The 26,829-nt window shown below is 71.3% G+C and carries 27 protein-coding genes; 17 read left to right on the top strand and 10 right to left on the bottom strand.

Going from position 1 to position 26,829, the window contains the following annotated elements; translation table 11 throughout:
• Nucleotides 1-18: 18 nt before the first annotated feature.
• Nucleotides 19-1,128 carry a WD40/YVTN/BNR-like repeat-containing protein gene (locus tag G4Z16_RS30125; RefSeq protein WP_197353725.1) on the bottom strand — a complete coding sequence of 370 codons (1,110 nt, stop codon included), beginning with the start codon at nucleotides 1,126-1,128 and terminating at the stop codon, nucleotides 19-21.
• A 159-nt stretch (nucleotides 1,129-1,287) separates the two neighbouring features.
• A complete protein-coding gene (locus tag G4Z16_RS30130; protein WP_197353726.1) occupies nucleotides 1,288-2,055 on the bottom strand; it encodes a TetR/AcrR family transcriptional regulator in 768 nt (255 codons plus the stop codon).
• 652 nt (nucleotides 2,056-2,707) lie between these two features.
• Between G4Z16_RS30130 and G4Z16_RS30135 the strand changes: the two genes are divergently transcribed.
• From G4Z16_RS30135 to G4Z16_RS30150, 4 genes are all read left to right on the top strand, one after another.
• Nucleotides 2,708-3,124 carry an SLOG family protein gene (locus G4Z16_RS30135; RefSeq protein WP_197353727.1) on the top strand — a complete coding sequence of 139 codons (417 nt, stop codon included), beginning with the start codon at nucleotides 2,708-2,710 and terminating at the stop codon, nucleotides 3,122-3,124.
• 350 nt (nucleotides 3,125-3,474) lie between these two features.
• On the top strand, nucleotides 3,475-4,176 hold the full coding sequence (locus G4Z16_RS30140; RefSeq protein ID WP_197353728.1) for a zinc metalloprotease: 702 nt from the start codon (nucleotides 3,475-3,477) through the stop codon (nucleotides 4,174-4,176).
• A gap of 135 nt (nucleotides 4,177-4,311) precedes the next feature.
• Nucleotides 4,312-5,241 (top strand): NUDIX hydrolase, encoded by a 930-nt coding sequence (locus tag G4Z16_RS30145; RefSeq protein WP_246531400.1) that lies wholly within the window; start codon nucleotides 4,312-4,314, stop codon nucleotides 5,239-5,241.
• Nucleotides 5,242-5,461: 220 nt separating this feature from the next.
• A complete protein-coding gene (locus G4Z16_RS30150) occupies nucleotides 5,462-5,971 on the top strand; it encodes a hypothetical protein (RefSeq protein WP_197353729.1) in 510 nt (169 codons plus the stop codon).
• A 27-nt stretch (nucleotides 5,972-5,998) separates the two neighbouring features.
• On the opposite strand, the gene G4Z16_RS30155 is transcribed toward G4Z16_RS30150, so the two are convergent.
• The 4 genes from G4Z16_RS30155 to G4Z16_RS30170 form a co-directional block, all read right to left on the bottom strand.
• Nucleotides 5,999-6,721: a phosphatase PAP2 family protein gene (locus tag G4Z16_RS30155; protein WP_197353730.1), complete on the bottom strand. Its 723-nt coding sequence runs from the start codon at nucleotides 6,719-6,721 to the stop codon at nucleotides 5,999-6,001.
• A 33-nt stretch (nucleotides 6,722-6,754) separates the two neighbouring features.
• Complete coding sequence (locus G4Z16_RS30160; protein WP_197353731.1) at nucleotides 6,755-7,699, bottom strand: M56 family metallopeptidase; 945 nt, start codon at nucleotides 7,697-7,699, stop codon at nucleotides 6,755-6,757.
• Between the two features lie 66 nt (nucleotides 7,700-7,765).
• Complete coding sequence (locus G4Z16_RS30165; protein ID WP_197353732.1) at nucleotides 7,766-8,383, bottom strand: DUF5134 domain-containing protein; 618 nt, start codon at nucleotides 8,381-8,383, stop codon at nucleotides 7,766-7,768.
• A 153-nt stretch (nucleotides 8,384-8,536) separates the two neighbouring features.
• The gene (locus G4Z16_RS30170) at nucleotides 8,537-8,929 is read right to left on the bottom strand and encodes a VOC family protein (protein WP_197353733.1); all 393 of its coding nucleotides are present in this window, start codon (nucleotides 8,927-8,929) and stop codon (nucleotides 8,537-8,539) included.
• Nucleotides 8,930-8,975: 46 nt separating this feature from the next.
• Here G4Z16_RS30170 and G4Z16_RS30175 point away from each other — a divergent pair, with 46 nt between their 5' ends.
• On the top strand, nucleotides 8,976-9,533 hold the full coding sequence (locus G4Z16_RS30175; RefSeq protein ID WP_197353734.1) for a GNAT family N-acetyltransferase: 558 nt from the start codon (nucleotides 8,976-8,978) through the stop codon (nucleotides 9,531-9,533).
• Here G4Z16_RS30175 and G4Z16_RS30180 read toward each other — a convergent pair.
• Complete coding sequence (locus G4Z16_RS30180) at nucleotides 9,505-10,188, bottom strand: glycerophosphodiester phosphodiesterase (RefSeq protein WP_197353735.1); 684 nt, start codon at nucleotides 10,186-10,188, stop codon at nucleotides 9,505-9,507. The genes G4Z16_RS30175 and G4Z16_RS30180 overlap by 29 nt on opposite strands.
• A gap of 222 nt (nucleotides 10,189-10,410) precedes the next feature.
• Between G4Z16_RS30180 and G4Z16_RS30185 the strand changes: the two genes are divergently transcribed.
• The 4 genes from G4Z16_RS30185 (at nucleotide 10,411) to G4Z16_RS30200 (ending at nucleotide 14,799) form a co-directional block, all read left to right on the top strand.
• Entirely contained in the window at nucleotides 10,411-11,427 is a 1,017-nt protein-coding gene (locus G4Z16_RS30185; RefSeq protein WP_246531145.1) for an alpha/beta hydrolase, read from the top strand.
• An 82-nt stretch (nucleotides 11,428-11,509) separates the two neighbouring features.
• Entirely contained in the window at nucleotides 11,510-12,907 is a 1,398-nt protein-coding gene (locus tag G4Z16_RS30190; RefSeq protein WP_197353736.1) for a DUF6421 family protein, read from the top strand.
• A gap of 54 nt (nucleotides 12,908-12,961) precedes the next feature.
• Nucleotides 12,962-13,741, top strand: coding sequence for an SDR family NAD(P)-dependent oxidoreductase (locus G4Z16_RS30195; RefSeq protein ID WP_197353737.1), 780 nt, complete (start codon nucleotides 12,962-12,964; stop codon nucleotides 13,739-13,741).
• Nucleotides 13,720-14,799: a threonine aldolase family protein gene (locus tag G4Z16_RS30200; protein ID WP_197353738.1), complete on the top strand. Its 1,080-nt coding sequence runs from the start codon at nucleotides 13,720-13,722 to the stop codon at nucleotides 14,797-14,799. Before G4Z16_RS30195 ends, G4Z16_RS30200 begins: the two co-directional genes overlap by 22 nt.
• Before the next feature lie 64 nt (nucleotides 14,800-14,863).
• Here G4Z16_RS30200 and G4Z16_RS30205 read toward each other — a convergent pair whose 3' ends face one another.
• Nucleotides 14,864-15,583 carry a lysophospholipid acyltransferase family protein gene (locus tag G4Z16_RS30205; RefSeq protein ID WP_197353739.1) on the bottom strand — a complete coding sequence of 240 codons (720 nt, stop codon included), beginning with the start codon at nucleotides 15,581-15,583 and terminating at the stop codon, nucleotides 14,864-14,866.
• Between the two features lie 176 nt (nucleotides 15,584-15,759).
• On the opposite strand from G4Z16_RS30205, the gene G4Z16_RS30210 reads away from it, so the two are divergent.
• The 7 genes from G4Z16_RS30210 to G4Z16_RS30240 all read left to right on the top strand — a co-directional run bounded on the left by G4Z16_RS30210 (nucleotide 15,760) and on the right by G4Z16_RS30240 (nucleotide 23,659).
• The gene (locus G4Z16_RS30210; RefSeq protein WP_197353740.1) at nucleotides 15,760-16,263 is read left to right on the top strand and encodes a thioredoxin family protein; all 504 of its coding nucleotides are present in this window, start codon (nucleotides 15,760-15,762) and stop codon (nucleotides 16,261-16,263) included.
• Between the two features lie 283 nt (nucleotides 16,264-16,546).
• Entirely contained in the window at nucleotides 16,547-17,332 is a 786-nt protein-coding gene (locus tag G4Z16_RS30215; protein ID WP_197353741.1) for an electron transfer flavoprotein subunit beta/FixA family protein, read from the top strand.
• A 77-nt stretch (nucleotides 17,333-17,409) separates the two neighbouring features.
• Complete coding sequence (locus G4Z16_RS30220) at nucleotides 17,410-18,372, top strand: electron transfer flavoprotein subunit alpha/FixB family protein (protein WP_197353742.1); 963 nt, start codon at nucleotides 17,410-17,412, stop codon at nucleotides 18,370-18,372.
• Between the two features lie 147 nt (nucleotides 18,373-18,519).
• Nucleotides 18,520-19,509 (top strand): NAD-dependent epimerase/dehydratase family protein, encoded by a 990-nt coding sequence (locus G4Z16_RS30225; protein ID WP_197353743.1) that lies wholly within the window; start codon nucleotides 18,520-18,522, stop codon nucleotides 19,507-19,509.
• A 96-nt stretch (nucleotides 19,510-19,605) separates the two neighbouring features.
• Nucleotides 19,606-20,910, top strand: a complete 1,305-nt coding sequence (locus G4Z16_RS30230) for a DUF6986 family protein (protein WP_197353744.1) — start codon at nucleotides 19,606-19,608, stop codon at nucleotides 20,908-20,910.
• 47 nt (nucleotides 20,911-20,957) lie between these two features.
• Nucleotides 20,958-22,874, top strand: coding sequence for a serine/threonine-protein kinase (locus tag G4Z16_RS30235; RefSeq protein ID WP_197353745.1), 1,917 nt, complete (start codon nucleotides 20,958-20,960; stop codon nucleotides 22,872-22,874).
• A gap of 29 nt (nucleotides 22,875-22,903) precedes the next feature.
• The gene (locus G4Z16_RS30240; RefSeq protein ID WP_197353746.1) at nucleotides 22,904-23,659 is read left to right on the top strand and encodes a nucleotidyltransferase domain-containing protein; all 756 of its coding nucleotides are present in this window, start codon (nucleotides 22,904-22,906) and stop codon (nucleotides 23,657-23,659) included.
• Between the two features lie 93 nt (nucleotides 23,660-23,752).
• Here the strand turns inward: G4Z16_RS30240 and G4Z16_RS30245 are convergent, their stop codons facing one another.
• A complete protein-coding gene (locus tag G4Z16_RS30245; RefSeq protein ID WP_106965348.1) occupies nucleotides 23,753-24,736 on the bottom strand; it encodes a LacI family DNA-binding transcriptional regulator in 984 nt (327 codons plus the stop codon).
• A gap of 227 nt (nucleotides 24,737-24,963) precedes the next feature.
• On the opposite strand from G4Z16_RS30245, the gene G4Z16_RS30250 reads away from it, so the two are divergent.
• Nucleotides 24,964-25,959 carry an ROK family protein gene (locus tag G4Z16_RS30250; RefSeq protein WP_197353747.1) on the top strand — a complete coding sequence of 332 codons (996 nt, stop codon included), beginning with the start codon at nucleotides 24,964-24,966 and terminating at the stop codon, nucleotides 25,957-25,959.
• On the opposite strand, the gene G4Z16_RS30255 is transcribed toward G4Z16_RS30250, so the two are convergent.
• Nucleotides 25,886-26,788 carry a helix-turn-helix domain-containing protein gene (locus G4Z16_RS30255; protein ID WP_197353748.1) on the bottom strand — a complete coding sequence of 301 codons (903 nt, stop codon included), beginning with the start codon at nucleotides 26,786-26,788 and terminating at the stop codon, nucleotides 25,886-25,888. The genes G4Z16_RS30250 and G4Z16_RS30255 overlap by 74 nt on opposite strands.
• Nucleotides 26,789-26,829 lie beyond the last annotated feature (41 nt).

Raw genomic sequence — 26,829 nt, forward strand, 5'->3', positions numbered from 1 at the left:
CCCGACCTCTCGGTCACATCAGTCGATCACCGCCGCCCGCACGCACAGCACGTCCGGCAGATGTTCCGTGAGCTGCTGCCAGTTCTCCCCTTCGTCGGCGCTGGCGAAGACCTCGCCGTTGCGGTTGCCGAAGTAGATCCCGGCGGGATCCGCCCCGTCCGTGCACATCGCGTCGCGCAGCACCGGACCGTAGTGCGCCGCATCCGGCAGCCCGGCGCCGAGTTCCTGCCACGTGGCTCCCGCGTCCTCGGTGCGGTGGACGCGGCAGTGGCGCCCCGCGGGGACCCGGTCGGAGTCGGCGTTGAGCGGGAAGACGTACGCGACGCCGCCGCGCCTCGGGTGGCTCACCACGGGGAAGCCGAAGTCGGACGGCAGACTCCCGCCGATGGAGGTCCAGTTCGTCCCGTCGTCGTCGCTGCGGTAGACGCCCCAGTGGTTCTGGAGATACAGCCTGTCCGGGTCCTCGGCATCCCGCGCGACCTTGTGCACGCACTGCCCGTACTCCGGGAAGCGCATGTTCTCCGGGAGGAACACCGCCTCCACGCCGCGGTTGCACGGCTCCCAGCTCTTGCCGGCGTCAGCCGTGCGGTAGGCGCCGCCCGTCGAGACGGCGATGGTCACCCTGCGCGGGTCCCTGGGGTCGACGAGGATGGTGTGCAGGCCGAGGCCGCCACCTCCCGGAACCCAGTCCTTGCGTGTGGGGTGCTCCCACAGGCCGCGCACCAGCTCGAAGCTGCTGCCGCCGTCCTCCGAGCGGAACAGGGCGCCCGGTTCGGTGCCCGCCCAGATCACGTCCGGCTCGTCCGCCCCGCCGGGCTGGATCTGCCAGACGCGCTCCAGCGAAACCCCCGTGTCCTGGGGGAACTTCACTGCCGGCGCCGAGGGCTCCGTCCACGTCGAACCCAGGTCGTCGGAGTGGAACACCGACGGCCCCCAGTGGGCACTGTCGCCGCCGACGAGGATCCTGGGGCCGGAAGCGCGGCGCGTGTCGAAGCCGACCGAGTAGACCGCCTGCGCGTTGAAGTGCGGACCGTCGAACTCCCAGCCCGACCCTTGCCGCCCGTCCACAGGCCGTCGCGCGAGGAAGAGCCCTTTCCTGGTGCCCACTGCGAGAAGTACGTCTGACATGTCTGATCCTGCCTCCATGACGTCTTTGTCAGGGCTTTTTGAGGTGGGCACAGTCTGCACCCGTCCACTGACAATGGCGCCGCTGCGGATGTCACCGCAGGTGAGAGCGGCGCGTGCGGCAGGTCTCCGGCCGTCCTGGCTGTCCCGGCCGCCCGGACCTCAGTTCGCCGAGGGCCGGTGAGGCGGCGGGGCCACGGTGGGCTTCGGCTGGCGCAGCAACTCGTACGGTGGCGGCTCCGGCTCAGCCAGGGGTTCCGGGGCGGCCGGAGGCCGTGCGGCGGGCAGCCGCCTCGCCTGCGCCCTGTACTCGCTGCCTGCCGCGCTCTCCGCGGGAGGCAGGCCCAGCTCCCAGTCCAGCTCGTAGCGTGCGAAGAGTTCGGCCCGCAGGCGCGCCACGGGCATCGGCACACCGGGAATCAGCACGGCGACCACGGCGCCCATCAACAGGGCGCGCAGCAGCGGATAGTCGGCGTCCGGGTCGGGCGATCCGTACCGTTCCACGGCCCCTCTCAGCAGAGCCGCCAGCCGCTGCTGCTCGGGACACTGGACGAATCCTTCCTGCTGGAGGATTCCGGCCATGTGGGCACGCATCAGGACGGGGCGGTCCTGCGCCAGCCCGAGGATGGCGTCGATCGCCCGCGCCAGGGACTCGTTCCCCGCGTCCGGACCCTCCGGCAGAGGCTCACGCTCCAGGGCTTCTTGGAGCGTGAGGTGCATCAGGCGGTGAACGGCGGACTGGAACAGCTGCCGCTTCCCCGGGAAGTAGTAGGAGATGAGTCCCCGCGCGGAGCCGGCCCGGTCCGCGATGTCGCCCAGGGTCGTCGCCTCGAAGCCGCGCTCGCCGACGAGATCGACCGTCGCCTGCAGCAACCGCTCGCGCGAGCGTCGGCGCAACTCTTCGTTGACCGAGGCGCTCCGAGGGGACATTCTGTTAACTCCTATGTTGACTGGCTCCGAGCCAATATACTCGTGGCGACTTCGGACGCACGCCCCCGACCAGGCTGCTTCCGGCGCGACCGCCGGTATTGGGCGACGCGGGGGATCGCCCAATACCGGCTGTTCTGTGCCCGGACTCGCCGCTCACACCTGCACAGGAGCGGCGGTAGTTCCATACTGCCGCCGCTGAACGCACGTTCACTGCAACCCTGCCCGACTGCCGCATCGGCCACTCCAGGCTGTTCTTGGGAGACAGGCGGGAGACGATCCACGAAGTACCGTGGTGGGCTCGCTGCTTCTCCCGCTCCCGCTGGTGATCCGCCACGCGATTCGACTCTTCCCGCAGGCGCTGTTGATACGTGGCGATGTCCAGCGTCATCGGCATCGTGTGTGTGCAGGCAGGTGCCTCGAATGCAGCCGGCTCTCATCGCAGTGCGAGTGCTCGCGCCTCAGCCCGGGCCAACTGACCGTTGCGCAGGCCGCGTAGGTGCTCGTCAGCGCCATTCCTGATTCCTGATGGGTGGCGAGGCCCGCGTCGATAGGCTGCTCGGGGCAAATGTCACGCCCGCGTCGAGGAAGAGCACGTGCGAATGCCGGTGCCGCCGGCTCTCGCGCAACGTGCACGAGAGGGACGGGAGACCAGGTGGCCGATGTCCGGCGGGTCCTGGTGACCGGCTCCAGTACGTGGGCCGACCAGCAGACCATCGCTGAGGCCCTGCTGGAGGCCAGGCGCGCGGCCATCCAAGACGGCGCCGAAGGGATCGTCGTCGTTCACGGCGCGTGCCCCACCGGGGTCGACAAGATCGCAGCCGACTGGGCCGAACACAACGACGTCGCCCAGGAGCCGAACCCCGCCGACTACGGCACCCACGGCCCCAACGCCGGATCCGTCCGCAACCAGCACATGGTCGGACTCGGGGCAGACCTGTGCCTCGTCTTCATCGACAACTGCGCGTCCGCACTGTGCCGTCGACCCAAGCCTCACGAGTCCCACGGCGCCCACCACACCGCCGACCTTGCCCGGAGGGACGGCATCGCCGTCAGGAAATGGACCACATGACCAAGGACCCCTGTGACGCGCGGGGCCTTGGCCATGTGCGCGGCAGGTCAGTGCGGCATCGTCAGCAGACGGCTGTAGGACGCCGAGGTCATCAGCCACGTAGTAGCCCCCTGCTGCTGAGGCGGCGTGACTCTCGTCCGCCACGAGCGCGACGTCGATCTCCCCGGTGTACCCCCGGCGAGCCGATCCGGGCGACAGGCAGGCCAGGTCGCTGCCGACCCCAAATCTGTTACACGCCCGTGTAGTTGAGGGCGCAACGACATGTGTGTCTGTCGCGTCTGAAAGGTGAACAACATGTGAAGGCGCCGTCGTCGCGGCAGAGCCCCCACAACTTCATAAGGAGTACATCCATGCTGAAGAGGACCCTCACGGCAGCAGCGGCCATTGCCGCGGCACTCGCGCTCACCGTGACCCAGGCCCAGGCTGCGGAGATCACTACCTCCGGCACCGGCTGGAAGATCAACACCGGTGAGAAGGTCAAGGCTCTCTCGCCGAGCCAGGCCAACACGATCGTCTTCTCGTCGACCGCCATCAAGAGCTGGTACGCGCCGTACCTGTCTCGTGCGCTGACCCAACTCCGTGCCGAGGGTCTCAAGATGGCCGTCGGCGGCGTGAAGGCGATGTCCACGGCGATGTGCCCGCCTCGCGGCACGATCTATTTCACCGAGGCGTACCGGCCTCTGAGCGGCAAGCCCGGCTATTCCAGGGCCGGAAGCTGCGTCGACTCCCAGGGAGTCCAGTACAGCGGCATCGTGTGGATGAACTCCGAGTACCGCTCGGGCACGTGGAAGCTGGGCGCGGCCCTGAGCCACAACCTCCCGCCGCACGAGTTGCTTCACGCGTTGGGCCTGGACCACCCGAACCACGACAAGGACCGGGACGGGACCGTCGAGGCGTACGAGTGCGTGGCGACCAGCTTCGGCAACAAGCCCCTGATGTGCTCGCCCAACGGCGGCTACCGGACGACGGCCAACCGCGGAAAGCTCGTCGGCTACGACATCAACGGCGTCCGTGCCCTGCTCGCCAACGCCCGGATCCTGGGCAGCAAGTAAGGGTCCGAACCTCGAGCAGCGGAGGCGCCCGATGATCGACGACCGGCCGGCGATCGATTCCCGTGAGGAGGGGGATCGCACGCGCTTGGACCGTCCGCTCCGCAGGGGCGCGAGCCGGCGAATGGTTCGGCGCTGATCCGCAACGATGCGGGCGAGTACCTTCTGCATCTTCGTGACCACATACCCGGCATCTGGGAGCCGGGTATGTGGTCGCTCCTCGGCGGCGGACGTGAACCGGCCGACCGGTCCCTGGAGGAGACGGTCAGGCGCGAACTGCTGGAAGAGGCGGGGCTCCACATCCCCGTCCTCATGCCCTTCGGCGTGGAGTACGCCAAGAGCAGCGACGGTGCCACTGTCCCGATCCAGATCTTCGCAGGCCACTGGAGCGGTGACCCCGCCGGCCTGGAGCTGACAGAAGGCGTGATGCTGCACTGGTTCCGTCCCGGGATCATGCCGTGCCTGCGAATGAGCCCGTCGACCCTCGACGTCGTCCTCCGCCACGCCGAAACGTGCGCAGCCGACGCGAACCGGCCGGAAGACTCCGGGACGCTCTCCGGCCGGACGTCCGCACCCGAGAGCCGGCCTCCGGCCGCCCCGCTGCTGCCGGCGTCATCCCCGGGCGGGGGAGCCGTGCTCAACGTCGTCGGTGTGCACCTCTACCTGGAGCGCGATGACGGCAGGATCCTGCTGGGTCTGCGGCACCCCGACTCCGCCTATGCGGGGAGCACTTGGCACTTCCTCGCCGGGCACTGCGAGCAGGAGAGCGCCGTGGCCTGCCTGATTCGGGAGGCGAAAGAGGAAGCCGGCCTGCTGATCCGGCCTGAGGACGTGGACCTCGTGCACACCGTCCACCTCGTCGACACGCATGGCGGACAGCCGCGCATGCAGATGGTCTTCCGTGCGCGGAAGTGGCGCGGCGAGCCCGAGATCCTCGAGCCCGACAAGTGCACTGCCTGGCAGTGGTGGGAGCCCGACGCGCTCCCGTCCAGGACCGTGCCCTACGCCCGGGCAGCCGTCGCCGGCATCGGAGTGGGGCGCCGCTACACGGAGGTGGGCTGGTCGTGACATCCGGGCGGCCGTCGTCCGCCTTCCCGGTCGCAGGTGCCCCACGCGTGCACCCCAGGCGCGGCCGCACAAGCGCACAATTACCCTTGCGCAGACCGTTGTTGAATGCCGGACGAGCAATAGAATGAATCAACGTACGCGCTGAGACGGGCACTTGCGCCACGTTCCTCTTCTGCCTGATCTGCGGCTTTCCGGTTTTCGCGGCTTACTAGGAGAGTCCATGCCGTTAGCGGTGGTCTCGCTCATCTGGGATGCAGAGCACTCGTCCGGTTCGCAGTCCGTGAAGTACGACGACGACGGCTACTACCTGGTCCGCTTCCCTTACGGGAGGCAGGAGTCGTACGACCCCTGGAACATGCACGCCGCCCGTCGCGGCGGTGACACCTCGCAGTTCCCCGACGCAGCATCGGGTCTGATCCACCCCAGTCACGAAGGCTGGGGCATCGTCTCGGCGATGGTCCACTGGAAGAAGGACGGCGATCCGCACGAGTACCGCGCGCGCTTCGTGCGCGACCCGCTCGGGGACGACTACGACTCGACGGCGACCACGGACGCCGCGGAGACGGGCGGCGGCCAGTACAAGTCGTACATGTGGCAGATGTTCGTGCACCCTGACGTGCCGCTCGGGCTGAAGGTCTCCGCCCGGGGCAAGGACGACAAGAAGATCGCCGTGCCCCTGGTGCACGCCCAGTTCAAGCTCTCCATCAACACGGACGTGATGACGCCCTGACCCCGGGCGCCGCGTGGGCGGGGAACGTCAGGCGCCGTTCCTGGCAGCCCCGAACACGCCCCGGTCGACCAGCAAGTACCACAGTCCGATGGACGCCGCAGCCAGTGCGCAGCCCAGCGCCGCACCGACCACGGTGTCCGTGAGCCAGTGCACCCCCAGCACGATCCGGGTCAGGCACACACCGGCGACCGACAGGCAGGCCAGGGCGAGTACGAGTGCGCGCTGCTGACGTCCCGCTCCGGAACGGTGAACCAGCCACACCACCAGCACGCAGGCGATCGCGGCCGTCATGGCGTGGCCCGACGGCATGGCGGAGAAGTGGGCGGAGTCCACAGGCTGCTGCCACTTCGGGCGGTTGCGGTCCAGGAGCGCCTTGAGTCCTTGCTGAACACCCGCGCCGGCGGCGGCGGTTGCCAGGCACCACAGTGCGAGCACCGCTTCCCCTCGCAGCCACACCCACAGCGCTGCCGCAGCGACGAGGAGTCTCATGGTCACCGGGTCCCAAACCCAGTCGCTGAACACGCGGTTGGCGTGGGTCCAGGCCGGATGTTGCAGCGCGCGGGCGTGGAACCAGTCCGCGACGTCCTTGTCCGCGCTCAGCAGGGGCGGCCAGCCGACCGCGATGAGCCCGATGACGGCGCAGGCGAGGGCGCCCAGGGCTAGTGCGGCCCACAGCCATCGCGCCGCGGGTACGGAGAGGCTCACGGGAGAGGGCGGGTCCGTGGTCGGGGCATGCGTCGGTCCGTGCATGGTTCGATCTTCACCCGGCAGTCACTTCTGCGGCTATCGAAGCGCGGAGAGTCCCGGTACGAATGCCACGACGAGGGGCACGGCCGGGACGAGCACCGCGGCCGCCGTCATCCGTACCCGGCGCGAGACCGGCAGCCGGGGAGCGGCGGACAGCAGGCGGTGCACGCGGTGGGGGACTTGGGCGAGGGGAGTCGGTGCGGGTCCGAACACCCCGCTGTCCTCGTTGAGTTCGACCAGGGCCAGGGCCACGGTGAGCCGGCCGTAGCGCTTCGAGGCAGTGTCGTCCGCGGCCATCTCGACCAGGGTGTGCACCTGATCGCGGAACGCGGCGAAGACGGGCACCCGGGGAAAACCGGCCGCGAGCGCGGAGGAGCAGTGCATCAGCCAGTCGTGACGGGCACGCGCGTGACCCTGCTCGTGTTCCAGGACCGCGTCCAGCTGACGTCCCTTCAGGCGGCGCAGCGCGGCGGTGGTGACGACGAGCTGCGGCGTGCTGCCGGGCAGCCACCGGGCTTCCGGCTTGTCCCCCTCCAGGACCACCAGACGGTCGCCGTCGGACCGTTCCTCGCCGGGCAGCCGCGGCGCCCGCTCACGAAGCTCCGCACGGCTCCTGCGGCGCCGCATCCTTGCCTCGTGCACCTCCCGCAGCAGCATCGCGCCCGTCCACGCGCCGCCGCAGGCCAGCAGCACCGCGAGGGCTCCGGCCCAGGGGCCGTACGAGCCAAGGCCGAGCCCGTAGGCCTCCTCGACGCCGCTGGGCGCCGGTGCGAACACATGGCCCCGGACGACCTGCCAGGCGGCGGCTGCCGAGAACGCCATGGCCAGCAGGCAGCACAGCAGCACGGCGGCGACGACGCACTGCCACATCCACAGCCCGAGCACCGGCTCCCGTTCCGGCCAGGAAGAACGGGCCAGCACACGAGGGGCGACGGCGGCGGCCAAGGCGCCGAGGACGAGCAGCGCCAGCGGGACCATCATGATTGTCAGAGTATGAGCCGCCGGCCGCGGGGCGGTACGGCCACCCGCACAGAAGTGACCGATCCCTCACAGCATGAGCAGCATCGCCAACATGCCGGTGCCCATGGCGACTCGGCACGCCGTCGCCAGTTCCGGGCGCTCCCGCGCCGCACAGGCATCCCCGGGCGCTCCGGCCGCCAGGGCGCCACCGGCCGGTGCCGGAAGCAGAAGGGCGCCCGTGCGCAGTACGTAGACCGCGTAGTAGATCAGCAGCGCACCGGTCAGCAGCGGCAGCCCCGAAGCGGCTGCGGCCGTGTGATTCCCGGGCGCGGCACCGTGCGTCCCCGGCATCGCCAGCGCCATGTAGATCATCGCCAGGGCACCGACGAGGTGATGGAGATGGTGGACGTGCTCCGCCCGCCCGTGGCCCGGTCCCGACGACAGGGGTGCCCGCCGTGCCTCCAGCAGCAGCGCAAGTTCCCGCACGGCGACCACGCCGAAGAGCACCAGCAGGACGAGCGGGGGCAGTACCGCGGACGCGCTGCCGGGCAGCGCCATGGCCGCCATTCCCAGCCCCATCAGGGCCTCGCTCGTGGCAGTACGCCGCCGCATCCCCCCGGCCCCCCGTGCGCGCAGCAGGCACACACAGGCGACGAACGCGCACAGCGCCGTCAGCAGCCAGCCGACCGTCGCTGAGCCGTGCATCGCCGACCTCCCCGCTCGCCCTTCGGGAGGCTTCCCGTCGGGCGCCTTCACACGGGAGCGCACAGGCGCAACGGGGGAGCGCTCAGGAGCCGGAGGGCGGGGCAGAGCGCGGGGCCGGACGGCCGGCGGGCAACCGCGCCCGGTGGTCGTGGGTCAGATCCCCGGCCGGTAGCGCATCGGGTGGGTGTGGGGAACCTCGACGATGCAGATGCGCACGCCGTCCGGATCGGCGATCCACATCTCGATGAGCCCCCACGGCTCCTGCACGGGCCCCCGCAGCACCTCGGCCCCGGCATCGAGCAGCTCGCGGTGCGCCGCCGCGGCGTCCTCGACCTGGAGCCACAGCTGGAGGCCGGGCGTGGGCGGGTGCTCGGAGCGACCGGAGACCTCGAGGGAACCGCCGCCCAGGAAGTAGACCGTGCCGCGCTCCGGGCCCGTCCCGAACTCCCGCTGGACCGCCAGCCCCAGCGTCTGCCCGTAGAAGGTCCGCGTGCGCTCGGGGTCGGTCGGCCGCAGCAGTACGCGGCTGCTGAGTACGTGCACCATACCGACCGACTCTATTCCCGGCGGCGCGGTATTAAGGTCGCTCACCATGGAGAACGTCAAGGAGACCGGCGAACCGACCTTCCGCGTCGCGGCACCGGACGACATCCACGCTCTCGTCGCACTCCTGGAGTCGGCCTACCGGGGCGACTCCAGCCGCGCGGGCTGGACCACCGAGGCCGACCTGCTGGAGGGCCAGCGCACCGACCCCGAGGGTGTCGGAGCTGTCGTCACGGATGCCGGAAGCATCATGCTCGCCGTCGAGCGGGCGGGGGAGCTGGTGGGCTGCTGCCAGCTGGAGCGGCGCGGCGACGTCGCCTACTTCGGGATGTTCGCCGTCCGTCCCGAACTGCAGGGTGCGGGGCTGGGCAAGGTGGTGCTTCAGGAGGCCGAACGCACGGTCGTTGCCGAATGGGGTTCGCGTGAGATGCAGATGACGGTGATCCGGCAGCGCGAGGACCTGATCGCCTGGTACGAGCGCCGCGGCTACACACGCACCGGCAAGCTCACGCCGTTCCCCTACGGCGACGAGCGGTTCGGCATTCCACAGCGCGGTGACCTGGCCTTCGAACTGCTCGTCAAGACGCTCGACGTGCCGCCGTCTTGATCTCCGGCATATCCGTCACCAGGCCGTCGAGCCCCAACTCGCGGACCCGGTCCAGTTCCTCGCCGGTGTTCACGGTCCAGGTGATGACCTTGATCCCGTCGGCGTGGCAGCGCTCCACGGTCTCCGACTCCAGCCACTGCAGCTCGCACGAGACCATGAACGCGCCCAGCTCGCGGGCGCGTTCGGGCGCGGTCGGAGTCGAGCGGCCCGTCACCAGCACCAGCGGCATCTCCGGCAGGTGCTCCCGTACCTCGCGCAGCGCCTCGTCGTGGAACGAGATGACCGTGACGCGCTCGTGCAGGCCGAGTTCGTCGATCACTCCGGTCAGCACCCGGGCCGCCGCCCGGTCCTTGATCTCGGCCTGCAACGGGGACCCGACGGCCTCCACGACCTCATGGAAGGTCGGGATGCGCTCGCCCTGTCCGGCGTCGAGCTCGCGCAGCTGCGCCAGGGTGAAGTCGCTGATGGCGCCAGAACCGTCCGTGGTCCGCGAGACGTCGGCGTCGTGCATCACGACCAGCTCGCCGTCCTTGCTCAGGTGCAGGTCCAGTTCGATGACGTCGACACCCTCGTGCTCGGCGCGGACGAAGGAGCGCAGAGTGTTCTCGGGCTCGACGCCCATCACTCCGCGGTGGCCGACGATGAGCAGTGACACGGCTCCCTCTCTCTTTCCTCACGTGACGGCGCACAACGTGACGTGCGCGGCGGACAGACTAACCGTCAGGCCGGCAGCGGTTCCGACCCGTCCGGCTCCGGTGGAGAGCGCAGCACGCCCAGCGGTGCCCCGCGAGACGGGCCGGTGCCTGAGGGACGCACCGAAGGCGAACAGACGCCCGGTGGAACGCACGGAACACACACGCGACGAAGGAGCAGCAACGTGAGCGGCAGCAGCGCGCCCCGAGGTCCCGAACGCCTCGCCCCCGGAGCCCGCGAAATGATGGAGGCCATGGCGGCCGTCTTCCCGGACGTCGGCGTGAGCGTCCACGACGCGGCCGAGGCCCGCCGTATCTTCGCCCTGTCGATGCCGGAACCGCCGCGCGAGCCCCCTGTCGGCGAGGTGTCCGACCGTCTGATCCGCGGGCCCGAGGGCGCGCCCGAGCTGCCGGTGCGGATCTACCGCCCGTACGAGGAGGAGCTGGCCGGCGGCGCCGCGCCCACTGTGGTCTTCTTCCACGGAGGCGGCTGGGTCCTGGGAAGTCTCGAGACGCACGACGCGACGGCGCGCGCCATGTGCCGCGCGTCCGGAGCCGTGGTCGTCTCCGTCGACTACCGGCTCGCGCCGGAGACCCGCTTCCCCGAGCCGGCGGAGGACGCCTACGCGGCCGTCCGCTGGGCCGCGGAGAACATCGCGGAGCTGGGAGGCGACCCGGAGGCGCTGCTGGTCGCGGGCGACAGCGCGGGCGGCAACCTCGCCGCGGTGTGCACCCTCATGGTCCGTGAGCGCGGCGGTCCGCGGATCGCTCACCAGCTGCTCATATACCCCTCGACCGATCCCCTCGCCGAGACGGAGTCCCGGCGCCTCAACGCGGAGGGCTACTTCCTCACAGAGGCCGCGATGAACTGGTTCGGAGCCCAGTACTTCGCCCCCGGCAGCGACCTGACGCACCACTACGCGGCGCCGCTGAGGGCCGATCTGTCGGGTCTGCCGCCCGCCCATGTGGTCACCGCGGGCTGCGACCCGCTGTGCGACGAGGGGCGTGCCTACGCGGCGAAGCTGCGCGACGCCGGGGTGCCCGTGAGCGAGGCGCACTTCCCGGGCATGTTCCACGGCTTCCTCGCGGTGGGCGACCTGCTCCCGGACTCCTCCGAAGCCATGGCCGGACTGGGCAAAGTCATTGCGTCGACCGCGTCGGACAGGAAGATCCACGGCGAAGACGGGGGTCCGGAAGGATAATTTCCTGACCCCTCCACTTGAGAGGGCCCCCGGACCCGGCTACCGTTTTCATGACGCCAGGTTCTTCTGTGGAGGGGTAGTCATGACGGAAATGCTTTCGTCCAAGGTCGCGGACACCCGGGGAATGTCCGACGAGCGCGTGGTCGAACACCCGGCATGGGCAGTGCTGAAGGACGCCGTCGAAGCCATCCGCCCCGCACAGTCGAAGGACGGCTCGATCGACTTCGAGGCGGAGGACGCTCCGTCGCGTGACGCCGTGGAATCCGAGGTGGAGCAGGTCTGCGTCGCCGTGCGGGACCTCTCGTCGCTGCTGCCCCACGACGCCGCCTACCACGAGGCGCTCGTCGCCGACCTGCGCCGCTGGGCCGCGGGCGGCTTCGGCGTCCCGGACTTCCTCGACTCCCTGCTCGCCTTCCAGCCCGCACAGAACCGCCAGGACGGCCTCCAGCACCTCGTCGTCTTCCCGATGTACACCCAGAACGGCAACCCCGACCGCAACCTCGAGGCGGTCGTGGTGCGCATGGTCTGGCCGGACTGGCTGGCCGAGCTGGAGCGCACCCGCTACGACAACCCGCTCTTCTGCGGCATCACCTTCGAGGACTTCACCTCCGGCTACGACACGAACTCGGCGGTGCTCTTCCCGGAGACCGTCGCCGTGCGTGAGGCGCCGCCCCGCTTCTCCTGGGGCGGCATCTTCTGCGACCGCGAGGCGGCGCGCTTCCGCCGCGTCGTCGACGCCGCCTGCGACGTCACCAGCCTCGAACTCCCCGAGACCGCCCGGGAACTGGTCTCCGACCAGGCGCGCTGCCAGCAGGCATTCGTGCTCTGGGACATGGTGCACGACCGCACCCACAGCCACGGTGACCTGCCCTTCGACCCGTTCATGATCAAGCAGAGGCAGCCGTTCTGGATGTACGGGCTGGAGGAGCTGCGCTGCGACCTGACGGCCTTCCACGAGGCCGTGCGCCTGGAGGCCGACGGCTATCCGCAGGGTCGCGACGTGCAGTTCACCGTGCTGCTCGACCGGCTCTTCCGCTTCCCGGTCACGGGCGAGCGCAACCGCAACTACGACGGGCTGGGCGGCCAGCTCCTCTTCGCCTACCTCCACCAGCACGGGGCGCTGCGCTGGACGAACAACAAGCTGGCCATCGACTGGAACCTCGCGCGCGAGGTGACGGTGCGGCTGCGCGAGGAGATCGAGATGCTCTACCGCGCGGGCATCGACCGTCCCAAGCTCGTCCACTGGTTCAAGGCGTACGAGCTGGTCGCCGCCTACCTCGCGCCGCACCCGGGCTCCACCTGGGCCAAGGGGCCCGACGCGCTCGACCTGAGCCTGCCGCCGCGAAAGCTCGTGGACGACGTGCTTCCGGATGAGTTTCCGCTGAGCATGTTCTATGAGGCCCTCGCGAAGAAGCTCCGTTCCGTGATCGCATCGACGAAGGGCATCACAGCGGAGGCCGCCGTACGGGCCGCCGCCTGAGCACACGGGCGGGCGGAACGGACAGGGGCGTCGAGGGACCAGGAGGCGACAGGCATGACCAACACGACGGCACGCGGATACCAGGGCAACGGCAAGGGGAGCCTCGAAGGGTCCGTCATCGCCGTCGCGGGAGCGGCAGGGCCTGCCGGAGCGGCGGCGCTGCTGCGGCTCGCCGAGGAGGGGGCCACGGTCGTCGGGGCCGACTCCGACGTCGAGCGCCTCGCCCAGGCCGTCGACGCCGCCCGCTTCGCGCACGGCGGTGCGCGCGTGACCGGGGAGACCGTCGACCTGCTGGACCTCGCGGCGACGCGCGAGTGGGCCGCACGGACCGAGAAGGAGTTCGGCAAGGTGCACGGGCTCGTGCACCTTGTCGGCGGCTGGCGGGGCTCGGCGTCGTTCGCCGAGACCGACCTCGCGCACTGGGACACGCTGCACGATCTGCTGATCCGCACCGTGCAGCACACCTCGCTCGCCTTCGAGGCCCCGCTGGCGCGCAGCGGCAACGGCCGTTTCCTGCTGGTCAGCGCCGCCGGTGCGAGCAATCCCACGGCGGGCAACGCCGCCTACTCCGCATCCAAGGCCGCGGCTGAGGCGTGGACACTGGCGCTCGGGGACTCCTTCCGCAAGGCAGGGGGCGAGGCCGGACCGTCCGCGGCTGCTGCCATCCTGGTGGTCAAGGCACTGGTGAGCGACCAGATGCGGGCCGAACGTCCCAAGGCCAAGTTCGCCGGCTTCACCGACGTCAAGGACCTGGCCGACACCATCGCCGGCACGTGGAGCACGCCCACCGAGGAAGTGAACGGACAACGCCTGTGGCTGACCCCGAAGCCCTGAACACCGACGCGAAGCGCCGCCACGACCCCGGGATCCGCGGATTCGCCAGCGACAACTACGCCGGCGCCCACCCCGAGGTCCTGGCGGCGCTCGCCCTGGCCAACGGCGGGCACCAGTCCGCGTACGGCGACGACGAGTACACCGCGCACCTCCAGCGGACGGTCCGCAGCCACTTCGGCCCACGGGCCGAGGCCTACCCGGTCTTCAACGGCACCGGCGCCAACGTGATTTCGCTGCAGGCGCTCACCGACCGCTGGGGCGCGGTGATCTGCGCCGAGAGCGCGCACATCAACGTGGACGAGTGCGGCGCCCCGGAACGTGTCGGCGGGCTGAAGCTGCTGACGGTGCCCACCGAGGACGGCAAGCTCACGCCCGAGCTCATCGACCGCGAGGCGCACGGCTGGGACGACGAGCACCGGGCGATGCCGCAGGTCGTCTCCCTCACACAGAGCACCGAACTCGGCACCGTCTACTCCGTGGAGGAGATCCGCGCGATCTGCGACCACGCCCACGAGCGCGGCATGAAGGTGCACCTGGACGGTGCCCGCATCGCGAACGCCGCAGCGGCGCTCGACAGGCCCATGCGGGCCTTCACCAACGCCGCCGGCGTCGACGTCCTCTCCCTCGGCGGCACCAAGAACGGGATGCTCTTCGGCGAGGCCGTCGTCGTCCTCGACCCGGACGCCGTCCGCGCGATGAAGCACCTGCGCAAGCTGTCCATGCAGCTCGCCTCCAAGATGCGCTTCATATCCGCGCAGTGGGACGCCCTGCTCTCGGGCGACCTGTGGCTGCGCAACGCCCGCCATTCCAACGCGATGGCGCGCCGCCTCGCGGAAGGCGTCAAGGACGTCGACGGGGTCGAGATCCTCTACCCCGTCGATGCGAACGCGGTGTTCGCGCGCCTCCCCAACGAGGTCAGCGAGCGCCTGCAGAAGCGCTACCGCTTCTACTTCTGGAACGAGGCCGCGGGCGACGTGCGCTGGATGTGCTCCTTCGACACCAGCGAGGAGGACGTCGACGGGTTCATCGCGGCGCTGCGCGAGGAAATGGGCCGCTGACGGACCGGCGCCGCGGCGCCGGCCTCCCGTCGGCTGCCGCCGTCCCCGGCCGTCGTGCCGGGCGCTACATCGCCCTCGCCTCGGCGGGTGTCGGCGCGGTTCCGCCCATGTGAGCCGGCAGCCACCACTTGTCGTTCGGCCCGTTCGGGGTGCCCGGGTAGGCGCGCTGCGCCGACTCCAGCAGATCCTGGATGCGCTCGCGCACCCGCGAGGTCAGCCCCGCCGCCGATTCGTCCGGGGCGGCGTGCAGCGCCTCGCCGACGCGTATGCCGACGGGGAAGTGGTTGCGTCCGAAGTCCCGCTTGTGGCCCTTGGTCCACAGGCGTTGCGTTCCCCACAGCGCGACCGGCACCAGCGGTACGCGCGCCTCCTGCGCCAGCCTGGCGGCACCGGACTTGAAGTCCTTGAGCGTGAAGGAGCGGGAGATGGTCGCCTCGGGGAAGACGCCCACTACCTCGCCCGAATCAAGCGCCTTCAGCGCGTGCTTGTAGGCGTCCTCGCCCTGTGAACGGTCCACGGGTATGTGCTTCATCGCCCGCATCAGCGGTCCGGAGACCTTGTGCCGGAAGACCGAGTCCTTCGCCATGAAGCGCACCAGCCGCTTCGCCGGCAGCGCCGCGAGACCGGTGAAGATGAAGTCCAGATAGCTGATGTGATTGCTCACCAGCAGAGCGCCGCCCCGTCGTGGCACGTGCTCGGTGCCTTGGATGTCGAAGCGCAGGTCCAGGGCCTTGAACCAGGCGCGTGCCGTGGCGATCACGGGTGGGTAGACGAGTTCTGCCATGAGCGCAGCCCTTCCTGTCCGTCCTGGGAGGGAGCGGCTCCCGCCAGGTGCGCAGCCAAATTCCTACGGATGCGTAACTTCGGTCCGCCGCCGATGGTTCCCCATCGGCCCGGGCGATGGCTACACCGCGGTCCGCCCTGTGGCCGGGGCCTGGTGGGAATGCCCGTACATGCCGCATGTGCTGCACACTGCGGGACGTAGGGGCGGCGAGCAGGACACGAGTGAGACGGCAGGAGAGCGCGGTGCGGCAGCAGACCGGCGACGGAGGCACGCGGCTGGGCGAAGAGACGCTCGGCGCCGGAGCCCTGGGGCGGCGGGCGACGCTGGTGCAATTCTCCAGTGCCTTCTGCCAGCCGTGCCGCGCGACGAGGCGCATCCTGCGAGAGGTCAGCGGCATGGTGCCCGGCGTGGCCCACGCGGAGATCGACGCGGAGGAACGCCTCGCGCTCGTAAGGGAGTTGGGGATCGTGCGCACCCCGGCGGTTCTCGTGCTGGACGCCGGCGGCCGTGAGGTGAGCCGCGCCTACGGGCAGCCGCGCAAGGCCGACGTCATCGCGGCGCTGGCCCCGGCGGTCGAGGCGGGCTCTGGGGACACGGGCTCTGCGGATACGGGCGGTGCGGCGGGGGAGCGCCCCGCGGGAGACACCGGGGAGAGCGCCCGGCGGGAGAAGTCCACGTGAACGGGCGGGCCGCGCGGACCCGTGATTGATGTCGCACCGGGCGGTCCCTTGCTTGACCCCCGGGTGCAGCCTCGGCACGGTGACAGCGCGGTCACCGGCGGCGTCGCCGGGCGGCCGTCGTGATTGAGTTGGGCTCGCGCTCCCGCGGGCCCGGGTTGGCAAGGTCACAGTTCCCGGCCTTGAGAACCGGGTACGCGCTATGTGTACTGGCGAGTAATATCGAGAACGGGGTGCCGGTTCAGCGACGGACCGGAACCGTAGGACAAGCAGTAGGAGAGCCGGCGTGAGCCTGAGGATCGTTGTCTGTGTGAAGTACGTGCCCGACGCCACCGGCGACCGGCACTTCGCCGAGGACCTGACCACCGACCGCGAGTCCGTGGACGGCCTGCTCTCGGAGCTGGACGAGTACGCGGTCGAGCAGGCCCTGCAGATCTCCGAGGAGGCCGACGACGCGGAGATCACCGTGCTGACCGTCGGTCCCGAGGACGCCAAGGACGCGCTGCGCAAGGCGCTTTCCATGGGTGCCGACAAGGCCGTGCACGTCGAGGACGACGACCTCCACGGCACCGACGCGCTCGGCACCTCGGCCGTCCTGGCCAAGGCCATCGAGAAGACCGGGTACGACCTGGTCATGTGCGGCATGGCGTCCACCGACGGCACCATGGGCGTGCTCCCGGCCGTCCTCGCCGAGCGTCTCGGCGTGCCGCAGGTGACGCTGCTGTCCGAGGTCTCCGTCACCGACGGCAAGGTCAACGGGCGGCGCGACGGTGACACCGCGACGGAGCACCTCGAGGCATCCCTGCCGGCCGTCGTCTCGGTCACCGACCAGTCCGGCGAGGCGCGTTACCCGTCGTTCAAGGGGATCATGGCGGCGAAGAAGAAGCCGGTGGAGTCCCTGGACCTGGACGATCTGGACATCGAGGCGGACGAGGTCGGACTCGAGGGCGCCTGGACCAAGGTCGACGACGCCACGCCGCGCCCGCCGCGCACCGCCGGCACCGTCGTCAACGACGAGGGCGAGGGCGGCAAGCAGCTCGCCGAGTACCTCGCGGGCCAGAAGTTCATCTGAGGCCCGTCCGAGCGACGCCAAGGTGACGCGAGAGCCCGCCCGCACAAACCGCCCCACTCTTCCGCAGGAGCAACCCCATGGCTGAAGTCCTTGTCTACGTCGACCACGTGGACGGTGCCGTCCGCAAGCCGACACTCGAACTGCTCACTCTGGCCCGCCGCATCGGCGACCCCGTCGCCGTGCACCTCGGCCCCGGCGCCGACGAGGCCGCCAAGACGCTGGGCGAGTACGGCGCCGTGAAGGTGCTGGCCGCCGACAGCAGCGAGTTCGCCGACTACCTCGTCGTGCCGAAGGTCGACGCGCTGCAGGCGGCCTACGACGCCGTCTCCCCGTCCGCTGTCCTCGTCCCGTCCTCCTCGGAGGGCAAGGAGATCGCCGCCCGCCTCGCAGTGCGCATCGGCTCCGGGATCATCACGGACGCCGTCGACCTGGAGGCCGGGGACGAGGGGCCCGTGGCCTCCCAGTCCGTCTTCGCCGCGGCGTTCACCACCAAGTCCCGCGTCAGCAAGGGCACTCCGGTCATCACCGTCAAGCCCAACTCCACCGCCCCGGAGGCCGCGCCGGCCGCCGGTACGGTCGAGCAGCTGTCGGTGTCCTTCAGCGAGAAGGCGACCGGAACCAGGATCGTCTCCCGCACGCCGCGTGAGTCCACCGGACGTCCGGACCTGACCGAGGCCGCGATCGTCGTCTCCGGCGGCCGCGGTGTGAACGGTGCCGAGAACTTCCACATCATCGAAGAGCTGGCCGACTCGCTCGGGGCCGCCGTCGGCGCCTCCCGTGCCGCCGTCGACGCCGGCTGGTACCCGCACTCCAACCAGGTCGGCCAGACCGGCAAGACCGTCTCCCCCCAGCTCTACATCGCCACCGGCATCTCCGGCGCGATCCAGCACCGGGCGGGCATGCAGACGTCCAAGACCATCGTGGCCATCAACAAGGACAGCGAGGCGCCGATCTTCGATCTCGTCGACTACGGCATCGTCGGCGACCTCTTCGAGGTCGTGCCGAAGCTGACGGAAGAGATCAAGACCCGCAAGGGCTGACCCTCCCCGCCGGGCCTCCGTCCGCCCGGTCCGCTCCGCCGCCCCCGCACGCCACCGGCATGCGGGGGCGGCGCGTTGTGCGTTCCGCTTGTTCAGCCGAGAGCGGGACGAGGTCTGTGTCCTCCCCGGCGCGGAGAGACTCGCGGCATGCGACTCCTGATGCTGGGCGGTACGGAGTTCGTGGGCAGAGCCATCGCCGAGGCGGCGGCGGCGCACGGCTGGGAGGTGACCGTTTTCCACCGCGGGCGGCACGCGCCGCCGCCGGGAGTGCGGGTCCTGCTGGGCGACCGCTCGTCCGAGGACGGTCTCGCGGCCCTGGCGCAGGGGGAGTGGGACGCCGTCGTGGACACCTGGTCGGGCGCGCCCCGCGCCGTACGCGACACGGCGCGGCTGCTGTCCGGCCGCGCCGGGCGCTACGTCTACATCTCCAGCCGGTCGGTGTACGCCGAGCCGGTCGCGGCGGGTGCCGACGAGACCTTTCCGGTCGTGGACGCCTCACCGGACGACGCGGAGACCGACTACGCGCGGGCAAAGCGCGGAGGAGAGCTCGCCGCCTCCGATGCCTTCGGCGACCGGGCGCTGCTCGTGCGGGCGGGCCTGATCGTCGGTCCCGGCGAGAACGTCGGCCGCCTGCCGTGGTGGCTGACGCGCATCGCCCGCGGAGGCGACGTACCGGCGCCCGGGCCGCCCGAGCTGGCGCTCCAGTACATCGACGTCCGGGATCTGGCCGGGTGGGTGGTGGCCGCCGCCCGCGGGCTCGGCGGCGTGTACAACGTCGTCTCGCTTCCGGGGCACACAACCATGGGCGAACTGCTGCGCACCTGCGTGGACGTCACCGGGGGCCACGCCCAACTGCGCTGGCGCACACCGGAGTCCGTGCTCGCTTCGGGGGCCGAGCCGTGGACCGGCCTCCCCGTCTGGCTGCCGCCCGGCAGTGCCGACTACGAGCACATGCACCGGAGCGACGTGTCCAAGGCGCTGGCCGCGGGACTGCGCTGCCGTCCGGTGGAGGAGACGGTGGCGGACACCTGGGCGTGGCTCCGGCGGATCGGCGGTAGAGCCCCGCAGAGACCGGACCGTCCGAAGAAGGGCATGGACGAGGAGACCGAGGCCAGGCTTCTGGCGATGCCGGAGTGACGGTTGACCCGTGCGGAAGACCGCGGCTAGCGTCTTAAACGAATTGTTGAAGCAGCTGGCCGGGAGGCCGGAAGCAGACCGGCAGAGGAGCCTGGCGTGGGTGAGGACGCGGACGTGGCCACGAGCCTGGCGGACAGCGTGAGCGAAGAGATCGCGGACCGCCTCGCCCCCGTCGACGCGGAACTGGCCCGCCGGTACCCCGGCGAGCCGCCCACGCGCCAGCCCGTGCACACCGTCTACGTGCCGGCCGACGCCGTCTCGTCCGGGACCGTGAGCGCCTGGGGCGAGCAGGCGCGGGAAATGCTCGACGAACACGCCCCGGACGCCGTCTCCTTCGCGTCGGTGCTGGGCCTGCCGTCACACCTCGCGGGCCCTGTCCACGACCGCGTGCGGGCGAAGTTGGAGCGCGAGCCCGTGGAGGACCTGCGCATCGACTTCGAGGACGGCTACGGCCGGCGTCCCGACAGCGAGGAGGACGCGGCGGCGGCCCGTGCGGCCCGGCTCGTCGCCGACGCCTTCGAAGACGGCAGCGCGCCCCCGTGCATGGGCATCCGCATGAAGTGCATGGAGGCCGACGTGCGCGACCGCGGCATCCGCACCCTCGACATCTTCCTCACGGGCCTGGTGGACGCGGGCGGCCTGCCCGGCGGACTGGTCCTCACCCTCCCCAAGGTCAGCCACCCCGAGCAGGTCGCGGCGATGGCGCGGCTGTGCGGGGAGTTCGAAACGGCACGCGGGCTGCCCGAGGGCCGCATCGGATTCGAGATCCAGATCGAGACCACGCAGTCGATCCTCGGCCCCGACGGACGAGCCACCGTGGCCCTCATGATCGACGCCGCCGGCGGGCGCGCGACCTCCCTCCACTACGGCACCTTCGACTACAGCGCCGCATGCGGGGTGAGCGCCGAGTACCAGGCGATGGACCATCCCGTGGCCGACCACGCCAAGGCCGTCATGCAGGCCGCCGCGGCCGGAACGGGGGTGCGCCTGTCCGACGGGTCGACGAACATCGTCCCCAGCGGCCGGAGGGAGCAGGTGCACGACGCCTGGAGGCACCATCACGCCCTCGTGCGGCGGTCGTTGGCCCGCGCCTACTACCAGGGCTGGGACATGCACCCGGGCCACCTGCCCACGCGCTACGCCGCCGTCTACGCCTTCTACCGCGAGGGCATGGAGCGCGCCGCGGCCCGCCTCGCCGCCTACACCGGAAACGCCGGCGGAGACGCCGCCGTGATGGACGAGCCCGCCACGGCCCGTGCGCTGAGCAACTACCTGCTGCGCGGCCTGGATTGCGGCGCACTCTCGTCCGGCGAGGTCGCGAGGCACTCCGGACTGACACGGGCGGACCTCGACGCCCTCGCGGGGCGGGCCACTGAGGCGCAAGTCAATTCCGGCCCGTAGTCTGGCCCTTCGGTACGCGGCAATAACGCGGGCAAAGGGGACGGGCAGTGCGGACACCGGGGGATCGGTCGCCGGAGGACGGCGGAAGCGGCAACACGGGCGCTGCGGACGAGGGCACGGGACCGCCGGAGACGGGCAGGGTCCTCGCGGGGCGCTACCGCGTGACGGGCCGCCTCGGGAGGGGCGGCATGGGCGTGGTCTGGCGCGCCGTCGACGACGTGCTCGGCCGGGAGGTCGCGGTCAAGGAACTGCGGACCTTCACCGACGCGGGCTCCGGTGAACTGGAGGGACTGCGCACGCGGATGCAGCGCGAGGCGCGGGCCGCGGCACGCGTGCGGCACGCGGGAGTGATCTCCGTCCACGACGTCGCACAGCACGACGGCCGTCCCGTCATCGTGATGGAACTGATCGAGGGGCCCTCGCTCGACGACGTGCTCCGCGAACGCGGCCCCCTGGAGCCGCGGGAGGCCGCCGCCATCGGCGCCGAGGTGATGGACGCGCTGGCCGCGGCACACCGCGCGGGAGTGCTCCACCGGGACGTCAAGCCGGGCAACGTGCTCCTGGAGAACGGCACCGGGCGCGTCGTCCTCACCGACTTCGGCATCGCCTCCGTGGAGGACCCGGACGACGGCGCCGGCACGCAGCTCACCGGCAGCGGGGAACTGGTCGGCTCCCTCGACTACTTGGCCCCGGAGCGTGCGCGCGGCGAGGCACCGCGCGAGGCCTGCGACGTGTGGGCCCTGGGTGCGACGCTGTACGCCGCCGTCGAGGGCGCCGCCCCCTTCCGCCGCACCTCGACCTGGTCCACGCTCAACGCCATCGTCGTGGAACCGCTCCCCGAACCGCAGCGCGCGGGAGCGCTCGGGCCCGTACTGGCCGAACTGATGGACAAGGACCCGGCGAAGCGGGCCGACGCGGAACGCGCGAAGGCGCTGCTCGAGGCCGTGGCGAAGGGTACGGAGCCTCCGGCGGGCCCTTCCGAGACGATGCAGCTCGGTGCGGCCGAGCGGCCCAAGGGACACGGGCCGGGACAGGTTCCTGGGGCGGCGGCGGCCGAAGTCGCCGACGCTCAGGGGCAGTCGGGACAGCGGCAGCCGGCGGGATCCGCCGCGGCCGGCGCCTGGCCCCCTCGGGTCGATGCTCCGCAGAGTGCGTCCGGAGCGGCTTCCGCAACGGAGTCCGCGGCAGCGGGGGCGGTGCCTCCGGCGTACGGCCACGGAGGCGACACCGACCGGCACACCGTCCACACCCGCGCCGAACGGCCCGGCGGGCGCCGGCGGTCCCTGATCGCCGCCGCCGTGGCCGCCGTCGTCCTGACCGGCGCGGGTGGCACCTACGCCGTGATGTCGGGAACGGGCGGCGACGGCGCCGACCGCGCGGGCGGAGGGTCCGGCGAGGGCCGGACCGCGGGCGCCGGGAAGCAGGAAGCGGGCAAGGGAGCGGACAGCGTCCCCGAGAAGAACGAGCCCTCATCGGGCGACCGCAAGAAGCAGGGAGACAAGGCGGGGGCGTCGGCAGGCGGCCCCGGCGACGGCAAGGGCACGGGAGACAAGGCCGGCAACAGCGGGCCGAACGATGACAGGACGGGCGGCTCGAAGCCCGGCGGTGCGGGCGGCTCGTCCGGTACGGGGGACGGCGGCGGGAGCGGCGGCGGAGGCGGAGGAGGCGCACCGGGTCCGGCGCCGGCCTGCCACCCGCGGGGCGGGGGGAAGTTCGACTGCACGGTGTGGAAGACGGCCACGTCCTACAACGGGGCGCACAAGCCGGTCGGTCAGCTCAACGCCGGTACGAACTACTTCTTCTGCCAGAAGAAGCTTCCCCACCGCGAGACGTCGGGGCGCTGGACGAACGTGTGGTGGGCCAAGACCGACGACGACAGCGGCAACGCAGGTGTGTTCGTCAGCGATGTCTACATCAAGGGCGGGGACAACAACCAGCCCGTGCCCGGCCTTCCGGTCTGCTGAGTCTCCCGCAGCCGTGTACAACGGCTGACATGGACGATCAGGCCTTCCTCGACCACGTCGCCGACGGGCTCGCATCGCTGCCCGGGGTGCGGGCCGTGGCGCTCGGCGGCTCCCGCGCCCAGGGCACGCAACGGCCCGGCAGCGACTGGGACTTCGCCCTCTACTACCGGGGCGCCTTCGACCCCGGTCAGCTGCGCGCCCTGGGCTGGCCCGGTGAGGTCAGCGGGATCGGGGAGTGGGGCGGAGGCGTGTTCAACGGCGGCGCCTGGCTGACCGTCGACGGCCGCCGCACCGACGTCCACTACCGCGACCTGGACGTCGTGGAGCACGAGATCGCCGAGGCGGAGGCGGGCAGATTCCACCGGGAACAGCTCATGTTCCACCTGGCCGGGATCCCCAGCTATCTCGTGGTCGGTGAACTCGCCCTCAACAGGACGCTCCGCGGTGAGCTGCCCAGCCCGTCCTACCCGCCCGCTCTGCGCTCGTCGGCGTCCGCCCGGTGGCGTGAGACGGCCCTGGCCACGCTCTCCTACGCCAGGACCAACTACGCACCGCGCGGGCGCCTCACCGAGGTCGCCGGAGCGATCTCGGTCGCCGCGATGCAGCATGCCCACGCCGTGCTCGCCGACCGGGGCGTGTGGGTGACGAACGAGAAGACTCTGCTGGAGCGGGCCGGGCTGCGTGGCATCGACGAGGTGCTGGCCGCGGCGAGCACCCGGCCGGACGGCCTCGCCGCGGCCCTTCGCGAAGCGGAGGCTCTCTTCGAATCCGTACTGCCGGGCTGAGCCGGCGGCCCCGGGTGCATGGCGAGCAACTGCCATGCACCGGGCTGCAGTCCGCATCCGCGGAGCCGGAAGGGCGGAAGGCCCCGAACGGCCTCAGGCGGGCGGCAGTTCGCCCGAACCGCGCGCGATGAGCGTCGTCGGATGCGTCTTCAGACACGGCGGGTCGTGGGCACCGTCGAGCCGCCGGAAGAGCAGATCGGCCGCGGTGCGCCCCAGTTGGGCCGGGTCCTGCGCGACGACGGTGACCGGGGGCGAGAGCATGTCGGCGAGCTCGAAGTCGTCGAAGCCGACGAGTGCCACGGGCCGCTCCAGCTCTGCCAGCACCCGCACCAGCGTGACCGTCACCCGGTTGTTGCCCGCGAAGAAGGCCGTGACCGGTTCGGGTCCGCCCAGCATGCGCTCGGCGTCCGCACGCACCCGCGCGGGATCCGTGGAACCCGGAGCCACCCAGCTCGGGTGGACGGGGAGGCCGGCTTCGGACATCGCCGCCTCGTACCCCCGTATGCGTTCGTGCGCCGTGTGGATGCGGGGCAGGTCGCCGATGAAGCCGATGCGCCGGTGTCCGTGCGCGATCAGATGTGCCACGCCCTCGCGCGCACCGGCGAAGCTGTCGACCAGCACCTGGTCCGCCTCGATCATGCCCGGGGGACGGTCGACGAAGACGGTGGCGACGCCGGCGGCTATCTCCGGTTCCAGATAGCGGTGGTCGTCGCTGGCCGGGACGATGACGAGGCCGTCCACGCGCCGGGCGCACAGGGCGAGGACCAACTCCTGCTCGCGCCCGGGATCCTCGGCGCTGGAGCCGTTGATCAGCAGCGCACCGTGCGCGCGGGCGACTTCCTCCACGGCGCGGCTCAGCGGCGCGTAGAACGGGTCGGCGAGATCCTCCAGCACGAGCCCGATGCTGGCCGTGCGGCCCTTGCGCAGGATCCGCGCGCTGTCGTTGCGGCGGAAGCCCAGGGCGGTGATCGATTCCTGCACGCGCCGCTCGGTGTCGGGCGAGACGCCCGCCTCCCCGTTGACCACTCTCGAAACGGTCTTGAGGCCGACGCCGGCGCGGGCGGCGACGTCCTTCATGGTCGGCCGGTTGCCGTATCGCCCGGCGGACGGGCGGGCGGCGGCGGAACGTACGCTCTCGGGCACGGCTTTCGGATCCCCCTTGTGAGGCGCGGAGCAGCAGCGAGCAGCATAGCTGCCCCGCACAGCAGTCTGGACAACGTTGTCACAAAGCGCCAGACTGATCTCTCGACCGTTCCCGGCAGGGGGCGGGTCTACGGCCCCCTCCCCCTGGAGAACATCACCCCATGCACAAGGACCTCGTCGCGGCTCTCGACATCGGCGGTACGAAGATCGCGGGGGCGCTGGTGGACGGCGGCGGGGAGCTGCTCGTACGGGCACAGCGCCCCACTCCGCCGGGCGGTACGGGCGAGCAGGTCATGGCCGCCGTGGGCGAGGTGCTGGTCGAGCTCGCCGCGTCCCCGCTGTGGGCGGCCGCCCGCGCCGTGGGCATCGGCAGCGCGGGCCCGGTGGACGCCAAGGCCGGCACCGTCTCTCCCGTCAACATTCCCGGCTGGCGCGAGTACCCCCTGGTCCAGGGGGTCCGCGAGCATGCGGGCGGCCTGCCGGTGACGCTCGTCGGGGACGGCGTCGCGATGGCTGCGGCCGAGCATTGGCAGGGCGCGGCACGGGGCCGTGCGAACGCGCTGTGCATGGTGGTCTCCACGGGCGTCGGCGGGGGCCTCGTCCTCGGCGGCGAGCTCCAGCCGGGCCCCAGCGGCAACGCCGGCCACATCGGTCACATCAGCGTCGACCTGGACGGCGACAGCTGTCCGTGCGGCGGGCGCGGCTGCGTCGAACGGATCGCGAGCGGCCCCAACATCGCCCGCCGGGCGCTGGACCGGGGATGGCGGCCCGGCGCCGACAAGGACGTGTCGGCCGCCGCGGTGGCGGCCTCGGCGAGGGCGGGCGACTCCGTGGCCATCGCGTCGTTCGAGCGTGCGGCCCGGGCGCTCGCCGCCGGCATCGCCGCCACGGCCACGCTCGTCGAGATAGAGATAGCGGTGCTCGGCGGGGGAGTGGCCAAGGCGGGCGAGGTTCTCTTCGCGCCGCTCCGGCGATCGTTGCGCGAGTACGCGACCTTGTCGTTCGTGCAGGGCCTGGAGGTCGTGCCCGCCCAGATGGGCACCGACGCCGGTCTCATCGGAGCGGCGGCGGCCTGCGGGGACGTCAGGCACGCGAGGGTTGCGCGCGCAGGGCGGCGCGTACGTACTCCGTCGGCGGAAGGCCGACCGTGCCCGTGAAGTCCCGTACGAGGTGGGCCTGATCGCTGTATCCGAGCTCACCGGCCAGACGTGCCCAGTCGATGTCCCGGTGCCCCGCCGCCTGCTCCAGCGCCTCGTGGATGCGGTAGCGCAGGATGACCCACTTGGGGCTCACGCCCACGCAGGCCGCGAAGAGCCGCTGCAGCGACCGCACCGACACGCCCTCCCGGCGGGCGAGTTGCTCGACCCGCGTGATGCCGCGGTCCGTGCGCACCAGATGCGCCAGCTCCATGGCGCGCTCGGCGGCCGGATCGTCCTCGGGGCCCAGGTCCAGCAGAAAGGTGTCCAGCGCCTCGACCCTGGCGTCCTCCTCGCCGGGTGAGAGCACCACGTCGGGGAGGGTCCGCGGGAGGTCGGGGAAGACCTCGCTGAGCGGGTCCCTCCGGCCCGTCAGCCCCGCCACGGTCCCGCGGCCCCGGCGGGCGAGGAAGGGCCGGAAGCCGCCCGGACGGAACTGGACACCGCACACCCGGCCCGTGCCCTCCAGCGTGATCGAGAACAGGCCCAGACCCACCCCCGCCACCTCGGCCTCCGAGGAGATCTCACCGTGCCGCTGGAAGACGATGTTCACGGAAGGGTGCGGGACGACCTGCGACAGGTAGGGCTGCTCCAGCTGCCAGTCGATCAGCCAGTAGTGCTCCACGTAGGGCCGCAGCGGCGCCGCGGCCATGCGCCGCCTGAAGCGCACCCGTGAGAAGAGCTCACCCGCGTCCACGATGCCCCTGGTGTCGCTGCGCGGAGTGTTCCCTCCGTACCCGGCGGCCGCGTCCGGGGAGGCGGGGCCGTCCTCGCGGTGCTCACCTGCCATGCCGCCGATCCTATGCCTGTCCTGCTGTCGCGTTTCTTCAA

The organism is Streptomyces bathyalis (assembly GCF_015910445.1).
In the GTDB taxonomy this organism is placed as follows: domain Bacteria; phylum Actinomycetota; class Actinomycetes; order Streptomycetales; family Streptomycetaceae; genus Streptomyces; species Streptomyces bathyalis.

Bases quoted from the DNA above. Each gene is read 5' to 3' on its own strand.
- G4Z16_RS30175 (WP_197353734.1), top strand. From the start codon at position 8,976: ATGGAGAACGTCAAGGAGACCGGCGAACCGACCTTCCGCGTCGCGGCA.
- G4Z16_RS30155 (WP_197353730.1), bottom strand. From the start codon at position 6,721: ATGCACGGACCGACGCATGCCCCGACCACGGACCCGCCCTCTCCCGTG.
- G4Z16_RS30225 (WP_197353743.1), top strand. From the start codon at position 18,520: ATGCGACTCCTGATGCTGGGCGGTACGGAGTTCGTGGGCAGAGCCATC.
- G4Z16_RS30140 (WP_197353728.1), top strand. From the start codon at position 3,475: ATGCTGAAGAGGACCCTCACGGCAGCAGCGGCCATTGCCGCGGCACTC.
- G4Z16_RS30150 (WP_197353729.1), top strand. From the start codon at position 5,462: ATGCCGTTAGCGGTGGTCTCGCTCATCTGGGATGCAGAGCACTCGTCC.
- G4Z16_RS30160 (WP_197353731.1), bottom strand. From the start codon at position 7,699: ATGATGGTCCCGCTGGCGCTGCTCGTCCTCGGCGCCTTGGCCGCCGCC.
- G4Z16_RS30170 (WP_197353733.1), bottom strand. From the start codon at position 8,929: ATGGTGCACGTACTCAGCAGCCGCGTACTGCTGCGGCCGACCGACCCC.
- G4Z16_RS30220 (WP_197353742.1), top strand. From the start codon at position 17,410: ATGGCTGAAGTCCTTGTCTACGTCGACCACGTGGACGGTGCCGTCCGC.
- G4Z16_RS30190 (WP_197353736.1), top strand. From the start codon at position 11,510: ATGACGGAAATGCTTTCGTCCAAGGTCGCGGACACCCGGGGAATGTCC.
- G4Z16_RS30195 (WP_197353737.1), top strand. From the start codon at position 12,962: ATGACCAACACGACGGCACGCGGATACCAGGGCAACGGCAAGGGGAGC.
- G4Z16_RS30205 (WP_197353739.1), bottom strand. From the start codon at position 15,583: ATGGCAGAACTCGTCTACCCACCCGTGATCGCCACGGCACGCGCCTGG.
- G4Z16_RS30210 (WP_197353740.1), top strand. From the start codon at position 15,760: ATGTGCTGCACACTGCGGGACGTAGGGGCGGCGAGCAGGACACGAGTG.
- G4Z16_RS30165 (WP_197353732.1), bottom strand. From the start codon at position 8,383: ATGCACGGCTCAGCGACGGTCGGCTGGCTGCTGACGGCGCTGTGCGCG.
- G4Z16_RS30130 (WP_197353726.1), bottom strand. From the start codon at position 2,055: ATGTCCCCTCGGAGCGCCTCGGTCAACGAAGAGTTGCGCCGACGCTCG.
- G4Z16_RS30245 (WP_106965348.1), bottom strand. From the start codon at position 24,736: ATGAAGGACGTCGCCGCCCGCGCCGGCGTCGGCCTCAAGACCGTTTCG.
- G4Z16_RS30255 (WP_197353748.1), bottom strand. From the start codon at position 26,788: ATGGCAGGTGAGCACCGCGAGGACGGCCCCGCCTCCCCGGACGCGGCC.
- G4Z16_RS30240 (WP_197353746.1), top strand. From the start codon at position 22,904: ATGGACGATCAGGCCTTCCTCGACCACGTCGCCGACGGGCTCGCATCG.
- G4Z16_RS30250 (WP_197353747.1), top strand. From the start codon at position 24,964: ATGCACAAGGACCTCGTCGCGGCTCTCGACATCGGCGGTACGAAGATC.
- G4Z16_RS30125 (WP_197353725.1), bottom strand. From the start codon at position 1,128: ATGTCAGACGTACTTCTCGCAGTGGGCACCAGGAAAGGGCTCTTCCTC.